The organism is Gordonia sp. VNK1, from assembly GCF_040049135.1.
GTDB classification, from domain to species: Bacteria; Actinomycetota; Actinomycetes; order Mycobacteriales; family Mycobacteriaceae; genus Gordonia; species Gordonia oleivorans.
This window is the reverse complement of the sequence record NZ_JBDZDJ010000001.1, coordinates 255,356-270,433: the sequence shown is the minus strand read 5'-3', so window position 1 is coordinate 270,433 and position 15,078 is coordinate 255,356. Positions and strand designations below refer to the sequence as shown.

10 protein-coding genes and 1 pseudogene are annotated in these 15,078 nt (G+C 67.2%); 8 read left to right on the top strand and 3 right to left on the bottom strand.

All coding sequences use genetic code 11. The annotated features are described in order from the left end of the window. Positions 1-4: 4 nt before the first annotated feature. On the top strand, positions 5-1,576 hold the full coding sequence (locus tag ABLE94_RS01035; RefSeq protein ID WP_348804980.1) for an O-antigen ligase family protein: 1,572 nt from the start codon (positions 5-7) through the stop codon (positions 1,574-1,576). Here ABLE94_RS01035 and ABLE94_RS26380 read toward each other — a convergent pair. After that, positions 1,475-1,696, bottom strand: a pseudogene (locus ABLE94_RS26380) (hypothetical protein); the annotation flags it as partial. The gene ABLE94_RS01035 and the pseudogene ABLE94_RS26380 sit on opposite strands and share 102 nt — an antisense overlap. Between ABLE94_RS26380 and ABLE94_RS01030 the strand changes: the two are divergent. The 3 genes from ABLE94_RS01030 to ABLE94_RS01020 are packed head-to-tail and all read left to right on the top strand — an operon-like array spanning position 1,611 to position 6,123. Next, positions 1,611-2,645, top strand: a complete 1,035-nt coding sequence (locus ABLE94_RS01030; RefSeq protein ID WP_425476115.1) for a glycosyltransferase family 4 protein — start codon at positions 1,611-1,613, stop codon at positions 2,643-2,645. The pseudogene ABLE94_RS26380 and the gene ABLE94_RS01030 sit on opposite strands and share 86 nt — an antisense overlap. Further along, positions 2,642-4,930: a glycosyltransferase gene (locus ABLE94_RS01025; RefSeq protein ID WP_348807809.1), complete on the top strand. Its 2,289-nt coding sequence runs from the start codon at positions 2,642-2,644 to the stop codon at positions 4,928-4,930. Before ABLE94_RS01030 ends, ABLE94_RS01025 begins: the two co-directional genes overlap by 4 nt. Then, positions 4,927-6,123, top strand: coding sequence for a glycosyltransferase family 4 protein (locus ABLE94_RS01020; protein ID WP_348807808.1), 1,197 nt, complete (start codon positions 4,927-4,929; stop codon positions 6,121-6,123). The genes ABLE94_RS01025 and ABLE94_RS01020 overlap by 4 nt, the downstream gene beginning before the upstream one ends. Before the next feature lie 341 nt (positions 6,124-6,464). Here the strand turns inward: ABLE94_RS01020 and ABLE94_RS01015 are convergent, their stop codons facing one another. Both ABLE94_RS01015 and ABLE94_RS01010 read right to left on the bottom strand, forming a co-directional pair. Continuing rightward, positions 6,465-7,847, bottom strand: a complete 1,383-nt coding sequence (locus ABLE94_RS01015; protein WP_348807807.1) for a putative glycoside hydrolase — start codon at positions 7,845-7,847, stop codon at positions 6,465-6,467. Then, entirely contained in the window at positions 7,844-9,154 is a 1,311-nt protein-coding gene (locus ABLE94_RS01010; protein WP_348807806.1) for a phenylacetate--CoA ligase family protein, read from the bottom strand. The genes ABLE94_RS01015 and ABLE94_RS01010 overlap by 4 nt, the downstream gene beginning before the upstream one ends. A gap of 150 nt (positions 9,155-9,304) precedes the next feature. On the opposite strand from ABLE94_RS01010, the gene ABLE94_RS01005 reads away from it, so the two are divergent. The 4 genes from ABLE94_RS01005 (at position 9,305) to ABLE94_RS00990 (ending at position 14,441) form a co-directional block, all read left to right on the top strand. Continuing rightward, positions 9,305-11,485, top strand: coding sequence for a heparinase II/III family protein (locus tag ABLE94_RS01005; RefSeq protein ID WP_348807805.1), 2,181 nt, complete (start codon positions 9,305-9,307; stop codon positions 11,483-11,485). Between the two features lie 78 nt (positions 11,486-11,563). Beyond that, positions 11,564-12,907 (top strand): nucleotide sugar dehydrogenase, encoded by a 1,344-nt coding sequence (locus tag ABLE94_RS01000; protein ID WP_348807804.1) that lies wholly within the window; start codon positions 11,564-11,566, stop codon positions 12,905-12,907. Further along, on the top strand, positions 12,904-13,929 hold the full coding sequence (locus ABLE94_RS00995) for a glycosyltransferase family 2 protein (RefSeq protein ID WP_348807803.1): 1,026 nt from the start codon (positions 12,904-12,906) through the stop codon (positions 13,927-13,929). Before ABLE94_RS01000 ends, ABLE94_RS00995 begins: the two co-directional genes overlap by 4 nt. Next, on the top strand, positions 13,926-14,441 hold the full coding sequence (locus ABLE94_RS00990) for a DUF3558 family protein (protein ID WP_348807802.1): 516 nt from the start codon (positions 13,926-13,928) through the stop codon (positions 14,439-14,441). Before ABLE94_RS00995 ends, ABLE94_RS00990 begins: the two co-directional genes overlap by 4 nt. Positions 14,442-15,078: the final 637 nt, after the last annotated feature.

The following is a 15,078-nucleotide window of genomic DNA, read 5'->3' as shown; positions in this document are numbered from 1 at the left end:
TCCGGTGACATCGGTTCCGATCCCGCTCGCGCACAACAGATCGCGGGCGATCCGGGTCATCGTCGCTGCCTCGGTGGCGGTCGTCGTCGCCGTCGGTGTGCTGGTCGCTCCGGCACAGTTCCCGCTCTTGGCGGCCCTCGGGGTGATCGCGATCGCAGCTGCCGCTGCCGGTTTGGTCAATCCGCAGATCGCGGTCGCCTACCTGCTGGTGGCCATGTTCGGCCGCATGGCCCTGAGTGCGATCGCCCCGGTCGATCCGTTCGTCCCCGCCTTCGCCGGAGTGCTGCTCGCGATGCTGCTGTGGCTGTCCGCACGCCACGGCGCGCTGCCACGACCCACCTGGCTCGACGCGATGATGGTCGGCTACCTGCTGTGGAACATCTACTCCTGGTGCGCGCCACACGATCTGTCGGTCAACTATCCGCTGACCGACACCGACCTGTCGGTCTACCGTTTCATCCTGACCGGCACCGCGATCCCGTTCACGATGTACCTCGTCGGCCGGATGGTCTATCGCAGTGAGAAGTCCGTCCGGGTGATCATCTGGATGACCGGCGCCTTCGGCGCGTACTCCGCGCTGATGAACATCTGCCAGTTCCACGCACCAGCACTGGTGTTCCCGCGGTACATCGTGACCGCTCCGAACTGGGCCGGGCGCGCCAACGGCATCTTCAATCAGCCGGTCGCCAACGGGATCTGCCTGATCGCCGGGTTCCTCGCCGTCATCACCCTCGCCACCGATCCACGTCTGCGGTCGGTCTGGATTCGGGTGCTGCTGTATGTGGCGGCCGGGGCGATGGCCTACGGCATGTACCTCACCTACACGCGGGTGGTGTGGTTGGCCTTCGTGATCATGATCATCGTGGGGGCCGTTCTCGCCAAACCCCGCACACCATATGTGATCTCGTTGCTGGTGGTCATCGTCGGCGTGATGGCCACATGGAGTCGGCTGACCAGCAGTGACCGGTCGGCCGGCGGTGTCGCGTCGGTCAACGAAGTCGACGACCGGCTCAACTCACTGGCCACCTCGTGGTGGGCAATCCAGGAGAAACCGCTGTTCGGTTGGGGGATCGGACGCTTCACCGCGCTCAATACCCTGCACCATCAACGGTTCTCCGAGGACATCCCGTGGATGCGCGGGTTCGGCATCTCCTCGCACCAGAACGAGGCCGGGATCTTCGTCGAGCTCGGGATCATCGGCGTCGGGCTGTGGCTCGCCGTCCTGGTCCTGTTGGCTCTCGCCCTGGTTCGCGCCGTCCGTGCCCTACCCGACGCCGGAGTCTGCGGCCGAAACCTGGCGTTGCTCGCCGCGCTGACGATGCTCACCCTCGTCATCGCCGGCACCACCGTCGACCTGCGGTTCTTCGACTTTCCCAATGCGTTGGCATTCCTGCTCGCCGGCATCGCGATCGGGTGGTACGAACGCAGCCGCGGGCCCGGTGCCGGCACCATTCAGGTCGGCACCACTCAGGTCGGCACCACTCAGGTCGGCAGGGGCCAGGTCGGCACAGGTGCGATCGGCTTCCCCGGAAAGGTGTCCCACGCCGGAGAGGTCTCCCATGTCGCCGTCCACTGACCTGCACGCCGCCACCGACACCGAGGTCCTCTGGGTGTCCACCTCGCTGGGCACCCGCGGTGGGGTGTCGTCGGTGGTGCGGGAGTTCACCGCCACGCAACTCTGGTCGGACTGGCACATCCGTCACATCGCCACCCACCGTGACGGTTCCGTCCCCACCCGGGTGCTGACCTACCTGGCCGCTCTGATCACGGTGGCCCTCACCCTGATTCGACGACCCCCCGCACTGGTGCATCTGCACACGGCGTCCTACGGCAGCTTCGTCCGCAAGAGTCTGCTGCTGTGGCTCGCCCGGGCGCGTCGGGTCCCGGTGGTGATGCACGTCCACGGCGCCGAGTTCCACCTGTTCCATGAGCGTGCACCCCGCCTCCTGCAGGCATACATCGCCGAAACCCTCTCCGCCGCCGACTGTGTCATCGCTCTCGGCCCGCAGTGGCGCACCCGATTGTTGGCCATCGCCCCGAGGGCACACGTCGAGGTGCTGCCCAATTCGGTTCGCGTGTCCGATGACTCGGTCCTCCGCCGCGCGGACGATCCGCTGCGGGTGGTGTTCCTCGGTCGCGTCGGTGACCGCAAGGGCACCTTCGTCCTGCTCGACGCCTGGGCGCAGCGCTCTGCTCAGGTGCCCGCACGGCTGACCATCGCAGGCGACGGTGACCTCGACCGCGCCCGCACCGTCATCGCCGACCACAGTATGTCCGAATCGGTGTCGCTGACCGGCTGGCTCTCACCCGAGGACACCGAGGCGCTGCTGCGCCGCGCCGACATCGTGGTGTTGCCGTCCCGCAACGAGGGTTTACCGATGGCGGTGCTCGAGGCGATGGCGCACAGCGTGACGGTGATCGCCACCCCGGTCGGCGACATTCCCGATGTCCTCGACACCTCCTGCGGCGTACTGATCCCCGTCGACGATCCCGCCGCGCTGGCCGCCGCGCTGGATGCATTGCTCATCGACGACGCCCGACGCAATCGCCTGGGTGATGCTGCCCGCGAACGCATTCGGGAGCGCTTCGACATCAACGCGGCCACCGCCACTCTCGACTCCATCTATCAAAGGATTCTTCGATGACGACCGGATTGGACTCGCGGGTCCGGGTCCTGCACGTGGTTCCCGACCTCGGAGTCGGTGGCGCCGAACGCCACGTCGCCACCCTGATGCCACGACTGGACCCGCAGCACTTCGTCCCCTCGGTCATCTGCATCGGCCAACCCGGCGCGTTGTTCGACGACCTGCGCTCCACCGGCATTCCGGTACGCGCCATGCGATTCGGAAAACGCCAGGCCCTGCCCGCACTGCTCGGCCTGATCTCCGAATTCCGCCGGAACCGGCCCGACGTCGTCCTCGTCCGCGGCTACAACGCCGAGATGCTCGGGCGGATCGCCGCCTGGATCACCGGCGTCCCGGTGTCGGTGGTGTGGGTGCACAACGACGGCGACATCGAACCACGTGGGCGTGTCCGCATCATCGCCGACGCGATCCTCGACCGCGTCACCGACGCGTACTTCGGTGTGGCCCAACGGCAACGCGACTACATTGTCAACGAGCTCGGACGGCCGGCGGAGAAGGTCACCATCATTCACAACGGCGTCGACCCGGCCGCATTCGATCAGGACCGCGATCGGTCGGTGGCGCGTGACCTCGGGGTCTCCGACAGCGAGCCCCTCGTCGGGATCGTCGCGGCGTTGCGCCCGGAGAAGGATCACCAGCTGTTCCTGGCCGCCGCCGCGCAGGTGCGTGCCCGAATTCCCGACGCCCGCTTCCTCATCGTCGGCGACGGCCCGATGCGCGACCGGCTGCACGAGTTGGCCAAGGCTCACCACCTCGACGACGCGGTGATCTTCACCGGCGCGCGTTCCGATATTCCCGCGGTGCTGCGGTCGCTCGACTTGTTCGTGTTGTGCTCCTACAGCATCGAATGCTTCCCGATGGCGTTGCTCGAGGCGATGGCCTGCGCGGTGCCCGCCGTGTGCACCGACGTCGGCGGGGTCAGCGAACTGGTCGACGAGGGCCGCACCGGTCATCTCGTTCCTCCGCACGATGCGAGTGCGCTCGCGCAGCAGATCATTTCGACGCTGTCCGATCGGGACCGACTCGCCGAGATGGGCCGCAATGCCCGCACCCGGGTGGAGACCGAGTTCAGTCTCGACGGCGCCGTCGAATCGACGCAGCGGCACCTGCAGCGCCTGGTGGCCACCCGGGGACCGAGAGAACCGATGACGCTGACCGTTGTCCTCGACGTCACCGAGGTCGGCGGCGTGGAACTGCTTCTGCTCGACCTGTTCTCGCACTTCGACACGAACGTGATCCGCCCCCGGGTGGTGTGTCTACGCGGCGAGGGTGCGCTGACGCAACGCTTCCGCGACGCCGGCTTCGAGGTCGCCGTGATCGAACGTACCGGCCGGTGGGATCCGCGTCGCCTCACCCGGCTCGTCGCCGACCTGCACCGGTCACGCACCGACGTCGTGCTGGTCACCCATCATCACCGTGCGTCGCTGGCCTTCGGCCGGGTCGCTGCCCGGATCCGCCGTATCCCCAACATCGTCGCGGCCCACGACATGGACCTGACCGACGTCGGCGGCCGGGTGCTACCCCGCTGGGCGGTCGACACCCTGTGGGCCAGTCAGGCATTGGTGCTGCTGAGTCATGCGCAGGGTCGCTACCTGCACGACCAGGAGGGCGTCGGCACCTCCGCGATCAGCCGCACCTGGGAGGTGGTGATCCCCAACGGGATCGTCATCCCGCCGCCGGTCGACGACGCCGAACGGGAGTGGACTCGAGTCGATCTCGGCATCAAGCCCGACGACTTCGCGATCGCGATGGTGGCCCGGTTGTCGTCTCAGAAGGCGCACGAGGTCGCCTTCCATGCGCTGTCACGACTCGTGCGCACCCATCCGAACGCGCGCCTGTTCGTGATCGGTCAGGGTGACCGGGAGAAGGAATTGCGCGTTCTGGCTTCCTCTCTGGGCCTCGACGAGCACATCGTGTTCACCGGCGTCCGCAGCGACGTCACGGACCTGTTGCCGGCCTTCGATGCAGGCTGCCTGTCGTCGCTGCACGAAGGTGTGCCGCTCGCGGTCATCGAGTACATGGCCGCCGGGCTCCCGGTTGTGGCCACCGACTGTGGTTCGTTGAGCGACATGGTCACCGACGGCGTCAACGGCTACCTCGTCGACGTCGGCGACGCGGACTCGATGGCCGAACGCCTCTCCGCCCTCGCCGCACATCCCGAACTGCGGAAACGTCTCGGTTCGGCGGGGCGTCGGCGCGCCGAGAACGACTATCAGATCACCAAGACCGCACACGACTATCAGAATCTCGTGTCGGCACTCGCACGCAGAAGGGCCCGATCATGAAGCGCCACATCCTCATCCTCGTCGAGAACCTGTCGGTTCCGTTCGACCGGCGGGTCTGGCAGGAATCACGCGCCCTCGTCGACGGCGGGCATCAGGTGACCGTGATCTGCCCGCAGGGCTCCGCCACCGACACCGCACCCGAGGAGACCATCGACGGGGTGCGCATCCTGCGATATCCGTTGCGCGCGGCCACCGGCGGTCCGGCCGGGTATCTGCGCGAGTACGGCCTCGCCCTGTGGCACACCACCCGCCTGGCGCTGCGGGTGCGACGCCACGAGCGCATCGACGCCGTGCACGCCTGCAATCCCCCGGACCTTCTGTTCCTGGTGGGCCTGCTGCTGAAACTGCTGGGCGCCAAGGCATTCGTCTTCGACCACCACGACCTGGTGCCCGAGTTGTTCGAGTCCCGCTTCGGCGGCCGCAATTGGCTCTACCGCGCGACACGGGCCGTGGAGCGGGTGACCTTCGCCACGGCCGACGGGGTGATCTCCACCAACGAGAGCTACCGCAGCGTCGCCATCGAACGGGGCAAGATGTCGCCCGACGCGGTGCGGGTGGTGCGCAGTGCCCCCGACCTCGATCGGTTTGTGATGCGCACACCCGATTCCGCTCTGGCGCAGGGCAAGAAGCACCTCGTCGCCTACCTGGGTGTGATGGGCCCGCAGGACGGTGTCGACTACGCCATCCGTGCGCTGAAATACCTGCGCGCCGAGATCGGCCGCGACGACGTGCACGCGATCTTCATGGGAGCCGGCGACGCCCTCGACGAGATGATCGCTCTCACCGCCGATCTCGGACTCGACGACATGGTCGAATTCACCGGCCGCGTCCCCGACGAATACGTACAGACCTGCCTGTCCACCGCCGATGTCTGCCTCTCACCCGACCCGCTCAACCCACTGAACAATCTCTCCACGATGAACAAGGTGGTCGAATACATGGCGATGGGCCGCCCACTGGTCTCCTTCGACCTCGTCGAAGCACGGGTCTCGGCCGGCGACGCCGCAGTCTACGTCCCCGCCAACGACGAAGCCGCCTTCGCCGAAGCCCTCAACGAACTCCTCGACAACCCCGAACGCCGAGCCGAGATGGGCACCCTCGGCCGATCCCGAGTGGAATCCCAACTCTCCTGGGCCACATCCCAACACAACCTGCTCGAGTTCTACGAAGATCTGTTCACCCGCACCAGTTGACCGATCGCTTCTCTCCGACACAGCCAGCGAAACCAGCTGCGCCCCAGCGCAAGCCCCCTCCCGCCGGTCGAGGTGCGAGGAGCGCCAGCGACGAGCCTCGAGACCACCGCAACCCGACAACGCGACCAGCCCAACACTTCCCAGCCCCACCCCACCAGGTCTCGACACGACCTCCGCTAGCGCTCCGGTCGGCTCGACCAACGAAAAGAGCTGCACCACAGCGTAAGCCCCCTTCCGTCGGTCGAGGTGCGAGGAGCGCCAGCCGCCGCGTTGAGCTCCGTCGAAACGACGAGCCTCGAGACCACCGCAACCCGCGCTGGAAGCCACCCAGCGCCCAGCCTCTACCGCACCAAGACGACACCATCACGCGCACCGATCGCCACCCGCTGCACCGACCGCCCGTTGTTGACCACCGGATCCTGAGTTCCCTTGAGGTGGCGGTACGGTCGCTCGAGGTCGATGCTCACCGGTTCATCCGTCGTGTTCACCAGCACGATGCCGTGATCAAAGTCGCGTCGGTACACGCCTTCTCGTGGTGAGCCGGTCCCCGTTGACGTCCGCGCCGACAGCGCGGCCATGTCCGGATCGGCGACGATCGGCTTGCCCAGGTAGCCGCGGCCGAGACCACCACCGTCCAATTCGTCGTAGTACCGAACCTGACCGTAGTCGGCGCCCATCGGCGCCCACCAGCCGTTCTGCAGCAGGGTCAACGTCAGGAACAGTCGCGCACGGGCATACCTCGACCCCACGGGCCCCCGGACGGAGTCGATGGTCATCCCGACGATCGGTTGGTGAAGCTGCGACGACGTCTGTGCCGCAACATAAGCCGTGAGGTCGTCGTCGATCGACCGATCGGCCAGCGGGTCGGCGAAACTCTCGAACACCCGGCCGTTCAACCGTTGCTCGCTCAGGGTGCGATCACCGTTGGCGATGAGGATCGCATTTCCCATGCGGGACCGCATGATCCGTTCGGCGCTGCTGAGTCCGCGATCCAGCGGCCCGCCGGGTCCCATGATCTCGTCGGCCGGTTCATCCTTCCCATCGCCGTCGATATCCCACGCAGCGGCGTCGGCGGTGTAGATCCGTTCGGCCCACACGTCGAGAAACACCCCGTCCCACAGCCCGGTGTCCCAGATCTGATCCACCACGAAGTTCGCCGCGTACTCGGCGTAGGTCTGCCCGTTGACCCGCGGCGCCTGGTCGGTGAGGTTGGTCATCACGTGACCGGGCCACTCGTGCACCGGTTTTCCCGACGCGGTGTAGGACAACCACTGTCGCGGAAATCGGCTCGTGGTGGAGTTGCTGAACTGCCACAGGGTGTACGCGTTCTGCCAGTACCCGCGGGACCCGGTCCGCGGCATCTTGTCCACCAGGTTCACATACGCCAACAGGATGATTCCCGGGTGCCGGGATCGCAGGTCGGCGAAGAAGCTGCGTGGCAGCCGGTTCTGCCATTCGGCGTCGACAACGACGATGTCGTAACGGGCCAGCGTGTCGAGCGTCGGCAGCTTGTCCTGATCGAGGACATACGTTGCGGTGCGCGGAAAGTCCGGGCTGATGACCTGCGTCTGTGCGGTATCGGTCACCGCCGCCGACGACGACGATCCGATCGTCGCCCGCCACGACGACGCACCGCCACCCCCACACGCCGACAGCCCCAGCACCAGCGCGGTCAGCACCGCAGGCACCGGTCCCCATCGACGTATGAAGCGCGGACGCGTCATCGTCCGCCGATCACCACGGCAGGTTTGAGCTTCCCGCTCGCCGGACGTGGGATGGACTCGAGTTCCCGGATGGTCACCTGTTGTCCGGCACCGAAATACGTGGCGACGTTGTTGTGGATCTGCGCGGCGATCTCCACCCGGTCATACCCCCGACCGGGCACCACGCGCACCTCGAACTCGCCCGGCGCCAGCTGCGCGATCTGTACCTCCCGCAGTCCGACGAGATCGTCGACGATGGTGGCGGGCAACGGCAACGGCCGACCATCGAGAGTGTGGAAGGCGTCTTCGCTGCGCCCGTCGATGCTCCCGATCTGCGGAAACGGCCGACCACACGGACACGGTGTCGTGGGCGTCGGCCCCACCTCGTCGCCGGTTCGGTACCGCAGCAACGGGAAACCGTAGTTGTGCAACGCGGTCCCGACGATCTCCCACCGGTCGGTGGCCCCCGAGACCGGCAGCAGCTCGACGATCCCGTAGTCGCTGAACACGTGGTGGCCGCCGGCTTCGCAATTGCCGGTGAGGGCAACCCGTTCGGTCTGGCCGTAGTGATCGACGATCGGCCCGACGAACACATCGCGCATCAGGTCCCGTTGTCGCGCGCTCATCACCTCCGACGAGGTGATCAATGCCCGCACCGGAAGTCGACGCCCATGTTCGGCCAGCAACGCCGCCAACAGGGTGATGCTCGACGGCCAGCCCTCGATGGCGTCCGGGCGGAAATCCTCAATCGCCGTGACGATCTCGTCGAGATGATCGGCGGTCAGGTTGTAGCTGGACACCAACAGTTGACGGGCACCGGGAACCTCCTGGGTCACCGCGCCGTCGGTGCCACCGGCCCAGCCGCGCAGAATCACCCGCCGCGCCGACCGCGGCAGCCCGAACCATCCCCATTGTCGTTCCAGCGCACCGAGTTCATACACCGACGACCCGGGCGTGCGGTACACCGTGACCGCCTTACCGCTGGTACCGCTGGAATGCGACCGCCACATCACGCTCGCCGGATACACCCGGAAGTCGTCGGGCCGTTCGACCAGGTCATCGCGTGTGATCAGCGGCAACAACGCCAAGTCGTCCAGCGTCTGAATCGCCCCCGGTTCGATGCTGTTGTCACGAAACCACTTCCGATAGAACGGTGACCGACGGGCCGCAACCGCCACCACGGCACGTAGCCGTCGCTCCTGGTATCGGCGTAACTCGGCCTCGTCGGCGTTCGCCATCCGCGACAACGTCACACCCGAACTGATCCGCAGCGGATGTGCCCGCCGCAGACGATACTTGAGACTTTGCGATCCCCCCGGTGGTGCCATAGCACTCCCCTATGCCGTTATAGTCATGTACTCGAGATGTGTGAGTTCGGATGTCGCCCATCCGCCACACAGTCGGCGTTCCCCCCGCTGACCTCACTGAGACTACCGTGTCGCCGTCGTCTTGCGCGATACCTGTACGAGGGGAAGCCGATGTCCAGATTGTCCTGGTACGCCGATCGGTTGCGTTCGATGTCGCCGGCCGAAATCGGTTGGCGGGTCGTCACCACCGCGCGGTCACGGTCACCGCTGCCGACCCGACCCGCGCGCCTGACCGCGCAGGAGTGGGGCGCCGCGCACGCCGCATTCCGTGCCGGGCACAATCGTCCGATCCTGCTCGACCGCGCCCGCGCGCAACGCATCGCCCGCGAACATCCCCGCGACACCGCGGCATTGATCGCCGCCGCCGACGACGCGGTGGCGCTGCGTTTCGGCTGGTTCGGTTATCCGACTGCGCAACTGGCAACCCCCGTCGACTGGAATCACGATCCCGTCGCCGATGTCACCTGGCCCTCGATCGCTGCGTCGCGGATCGATCACCGCACCGCCGGCGGCGACGTCAAGTGGATCTGGGAACTCAACCGGCTCCAGCACCTCCCGTGGCTCGCCCAGGCATGGCTGATCACCGGTGACGATGTCTACGCCAACGCGGCGTTCGCGCAACTCGATTCGTGGATCGCCCAGAACCCACCCGGCACCGGGATCGCGTGGCGCGGCGGTTTCGAGGCCGGGGTGCGCGCGATCTCGGTGGCGATCGCCCTGCAGGGCCTGCGTGAGAGTCCGCAGTTCACCGAGGACCGTTTCGTCGCTGCCGCCGGCATCCTCGCGGCGTCGGCGCAACGTTGCTGGGCCGGTCGCAGCCTGTTCAGTTCCGCCAACAATCACCTGATCGGGGAGATGGCCGGCCTGGCCACGGTGGCCCTGATCCTGCCGGACCTTCCGGATGCGCAGCGCTGGGAACGCAACGCGGTCCGCACCCTGATCACGCACGCCAACCGCCAGATCCTGCCCGACGGATCCGGCGCCGAGCAGGCCGTGGGCTACCAGATCTTCACCGCCGAACTCCTTCTCGTCGTCGCCCGCCTGATCGCGTTGCGCGACGGCACGGCGCCGCCGGCACTCACCGACGCCATCGGGCGCAGCACGCGATTCCTGGCCGCGACCGTCGGCACCCACGATCCGGCCCCTCGCTACGGTGACGACGACGAGGGTTTCGCTCTGCGTCTCGACGCCGAACCGACCCGCACGGTACGCAGCCACCTCGCGATCGTCGGCCGCGCACTCGGCGATCGGACCCTCACCCGTCGCGGCACCGAATCACTCACCGGCGCATGGCTCGCCGATCCCCACGCGCCACACTCGGAAACCACGGTCCCGGACTCCTTCCACGCCCCCGACGCCGGGCTGGTGGTGCTGCGCAGTGGCCGTCGACGCCTCACCATGGACGTGGGACCGCTCGGCTTCCTTTCGATCGCCGCCCACGGGCACGCCGACGCCCTGTCGATCACCCTCGCCGACGACGGTCGGGAGATCATCACCGATCCGGGCGCCGGCAGCTACTACGGCACCCCGCAGCGCCGAACGGTTCACCGCGGCACCCGGGTTCATGCGACGGTCACCGTCGACGGCGCCGACCAGTCGGTGATCGGTGGCCCGTTCCTGTGGAATGACCACGCGGCGGTGCGCATTCGGTCCGTGGATCTCGAGGCTGGCATCGTCGACGCCGAACACGACGGTTACCAGCGACTTTCGCAGCCGGTCACGCATCGGCGTTGGCTGATCGCCGCTCCCGACCGCCCCGAGATCGTCGTCGTCGACCTGCTGACCGGCACCGGATCCCACCGTGCGACGGTGTCGTGGCCGCTGGCGCCGTCGATCCACGCCGACACCGTCGCCGCCACGGATGGTGACGAGACCGGCGCCGCGGCTGCCACACTCACCGATCCCCGCGATCGGCAGGCTGGCACCCATCACCTGGTCACCGCCGCCACCACACCGCTGCGCACCGAGGTTCACCGCGGTGATCCCGCATCGCATCTGGGGTGGTGGAGCGAACGCCTCGAGAAGGCGATACCGGCAACCCTGCTGGGCATGTCCGGCCACGCGGAGTTACCGATCGCGATGGTGAGTGTGCTCACGCCGGACGAGCCGGTGACCGAACTCACCATCCGCCAGAACACCGATTTGTCCGAGTTTCCACAAGAAAACTTGGTGATTGACTGGCGTTTTCACGCGCAAAGCCATAGCCTGGACATTGCCATCGCCAAGGACGGAGTCGTGTTGGGGGACACGAGGGGACCCGGAATTCGCGAGCGGGCCGTCGGATCGACGTGACTCGACGGGGGGACATCACAAACATATATGGGGGGAACCTTGACGGTTCACGTTGACGACACACGCGCTGAGGTGCATGTGTCGAACAGTGTGGTGGGGGCCGCACGACTCAGCATTGTGGGACTCGGCTATGTCGGGTGCGTATCCGCGGCATGCTTTGCGCAGCGCGGCTTCCCGGTGATCGGGGTGGACGCCAACCCGGAGAAGGTCGAGTTCGTACGACGCGGCAAAGCGCCGGTCGTGGAGGAACTGATCGGCGAATTGACTGCCGAACAGGTCAATTCGGGCCGACTGACGGTTTCGGCCGACACCGCCGCGGCGGTCGCGGCCACCGACATCACCCTGGTGTGTGTCGGCACGCCATCCGCGCCGAACGGGGCATTGAGCACCGCGTACCTCGAACGCGCCACCGAGCAGATCGGTGCCGCCCTCGCGGCCAAGGACGCCTGGCACGTCGTCGTCTATCGCAGCACCATGGTGCCCGGGACGTGCGAAAACCTGCTGATCCCGATCCTGGAGCGGACCTCCGGCAAACGCGTCGGCGTCGACTTCGGCGTCTGCGTCAACCCGGAATTCCTGCGTGAGGGCACCAGCGTGCGTGACTTCAACGAGCCTCCGAAAACCGTGGTCGGACAGTCCGATTCGCGCAGTGGCGCGATGGTGGAGGCAATCTACGACGGCCTGCCGGGGCCGCGGTTCCGGGTGCCGATCGCGGTCGCGGAGATGATGAAGTACGTCGACAACAGCTTCCACGCCCTCAAGGCCGGTTTCGCCAACGAGGTCGGCGCCATCTGCGCGTCCCTCGGCATCGATTCGCACGAGGTGATGGACATCTTCCTCGCCGACACCAAACTCAACATCAGCCCGGCCTATCTGCGTCCCGGATTCGCCTTCGGCGGCTCCTGCCTGCCGAAGGACGTTCGCGCGCTGACCCACGTGGCCCGCCGCAACGACGTCGAGGTGCCCGTGTTGTCGAATCTGTTGTTCTCCAACGAGGCTCACCTGCGGCGCGCCGTCGAGGCGATCATGCGGCAGCACAAACGCAAGATCGGGATCTTCGGACTGTCGTTCAAACCGGGCACCGACGACCTGCGGGAAAGCCCGCTGGTGGAGTTGGCCGAACGTCTGTTGGGCAAGGGATTTGACGTCAAGATCTTCGACAGCAACGTCAACCTGTCCCGTCTGATGGGCGCCAACCGCGCCTACATCGAGGAGCGGTTGCCGCACCTGGGTGAACTGTTGACCGGGGATCTGTCCGCGGTCGCCGAGCACGCCGAGGTCCTCGTCATCGGATCGCAGGATCCGCAGGTGTCACACATGCTCAGCACCCTCGACGACGACCGCCTGGTGCTCGACCTGGTGCGGGTACCCGAGGCGCACGGCCGTCGGGACCGGTTGAACTACACCGGAATCGCGTGGTGAGTGCCCAACTGTCGTTCCTCACGACGGCGTGGGGAACCGAAGATCTCATCGCCGCGACCATCGAGTCCGTGCAGGCCCAGACCTGCCCGGACTGGGAACTCGTCGTCGTCGACAACGGCGAATCCGACGCGATGGCCGAGGTCGTCGGCCGGTATGGCGCCGACGATCCGCGGATCCGGCTGGTGCGCCAGCCCAATCGGGGCTATCGCGGCGGCGTGATGGCCGCGGCGGCCGCCGCTTCGGGGGAGTTCGTGTGCGTCCTCGACAGCGACGACACGCTGCTCCCCCGGTTCGTCGAGCGGGTGTTGGCGACCTTCGACGCGGAACCCGGCGTCGCGGCGGTCGGCGTGGACGCCCACCGATTCGGCGAACCCGATGTGTCGGTGAATCTTCCGGTCGACTACATGGCGTCGGTCGGTGTGCATCACCCGCCGTCGCCCGATACGCCGCTGACGCTGGTGGACGTGCTGTCCGGGTGCGTCCCCTACTATTGCGCGGCCATCCGCCGCTCCGCGTGGGACACCGTCGAGGGGTACGACCCGCAGGGCACCGGGATGTCCGATGTCGACGAGTCGGTCATCATCTGGTGCCGGCTGGTGCGCGAGTTCGATGCTCGGCTGCTGCCGGAGGTGTTGGCGCGGTACCGACTCCGGTCGGATTCATTGTCGCGGGACCCGGCCCGGGTGGAGCGGTTCGAGAACGAACTGATGCGGTCGTTTCAGGCGGGTGCGGGGACGTCACTGTCCGCCGAGGAGGCAGCCGCACTGGATTCAACGTTGCGTCGGCTGCGGTACCAGCAGCAGATCCGACGATCCCGTCACGCGCTCCTCGAGGGCGACGCGTCAGCCGCCAAAATCGCTGCACGCGATGCCTTCCGCCTGCGTCGCACCGCACGCGCCGGCACCATCTACGCCGGATTGTGCGTCGCACCCGGCGCATTGACCCGCATCCACCCGGCCAAGCAGGCCATCACCGCGCGCACCGAGGTCGCGTTGGGTCGCCTCCGGAAGAGTTCGGCATGACCTATCCGACGATTCTCCGCCGCGGCACCGGAGCCGTTCTCGCCATCCCGGTGGCGACGGCTTTGGCGGCCTGCGGATCATCGTCGGACACCGCGTCCGAATCGTCGGCGCCGGCGATCTCCGATCCGTGTACCGCCGTCGGCGACAACCTGATGCGCGAACTCGACCTCAACCCGGCAACCCGCACACCCGTCGCCCCGGCGGCCACCGAGACCAGCGCCTGTGAGGTCTCGTCCTCGGACACGACCGTGCGTCTCTCCCAGTCGACGACCACCTTCGAGGCGTACCGGGACTCCCATCAGGGCAACCTCATCGGCGTCAACGTCAATCAACGCCCGGCCGTCATCGTCCGCAGCCAATCACAATGCACCCTGGCGATGAAGGACAACGCCGGAATCACCTCGCTGCGAGTCACCGTGAGCGTCACCGCCCTCGAATGGGGCATGAACCCCTGCGGCCACATCGAGTCCTACGCCACCACCATCGAGCCGACGATCCCGCCGCTCGCATAGCTCCCGCTGGCCGAGTGCGCCGCTCGAGCGGAGCGAGCTCGTCGCGTATCGAGGCCACCCCGCCGGCCGAGTGCCGACGCCACCTCCCGCTGGTCGAGGAGCGAGGAGCGCAAGCGACGAGCCTCGAGACCACCGCAGCCCGACAACCTGACCCGCCCAACGACTCCCAGCCCCATCTCACCGGGTCTCGACACGGGCTCCGTTTCGACGGAGCTCAACGCGGCGGCTGGCGCTCCGCCCGGCTCGACCAACAAATGAAAGCCCATCACAGCGGGTGGTCACCTCGCCGGCCCAGACCCGACGCAACCCCCGCTGGCCGAGTGCCGACGAGCTTGCGAGTCGGTGTATCCGCCGGGCCGAGCTTGTCGAGGTCGAGGCCACCCCCGCCAGCCGAGTGCCGACGCCACTTCCCGCTGGCCGACTGCCGACGCCCCTCCCGCTGGTCGAGGAGCGAGGAGCGCAAGCGACGAGCCTCGAGACCACCGAAAGCCGACAACCCGACCCGCCCAACAACTCCCAGCCCCACCCCACCGGGTCTCGACACGGCTCGTCGTTTCGACGGAGCTCAACGCGGCGGCTTGCGCTCCGCCCGGCTCGACCAACGAATGAAAGCCCACCACAGCGGGTGGTCACCTCG

Coding starts and splice junctions, on each gene's coding strand:
- ABLE94_RS01025 (WP_348807809.1), top strand. CDS start 2,642: ATGACGACCGGATTGGACTCGCGGGTCCGGGTCCTGCACGTGGTTCCC.
- ABLE94_RS01020 (WP_348807808.1), top strand. CDS start 4,927: ATGAAGCGCCACATCCTCATCCTCGTCGAGAACCTGTCGGTTCCGTTC.
- ABLE94_RS01015 (WP_348807807.1), bottom strand. CDS start 7,847: ATGACGCGTCCGCGCTTCATACGTCGATGGGGACCGGTGCCTGCGGTG.
- ABLE94_RS01010 (WP_348807806.1), bottom strand. CDS start 9,154: ATGGCACCACCGGGGGGATCGCAAAGTCTCAAGTATCGTCTGCGGCGG.
- ABLE94_RS01005 (WP_348807805.1), top strand. CDS start 9,305: ATGTCCAGATTGTCCTGGTACGCCGATCGGTTGCGTTCGATGTCGCCG.
- ABLE94_RS00990 (WP_348807802.1), top strand. CDS start 13,926: ATGACCTATCCGACGATTCTCCGCCGCGGCACCGGAGCCGTTCTCGCC.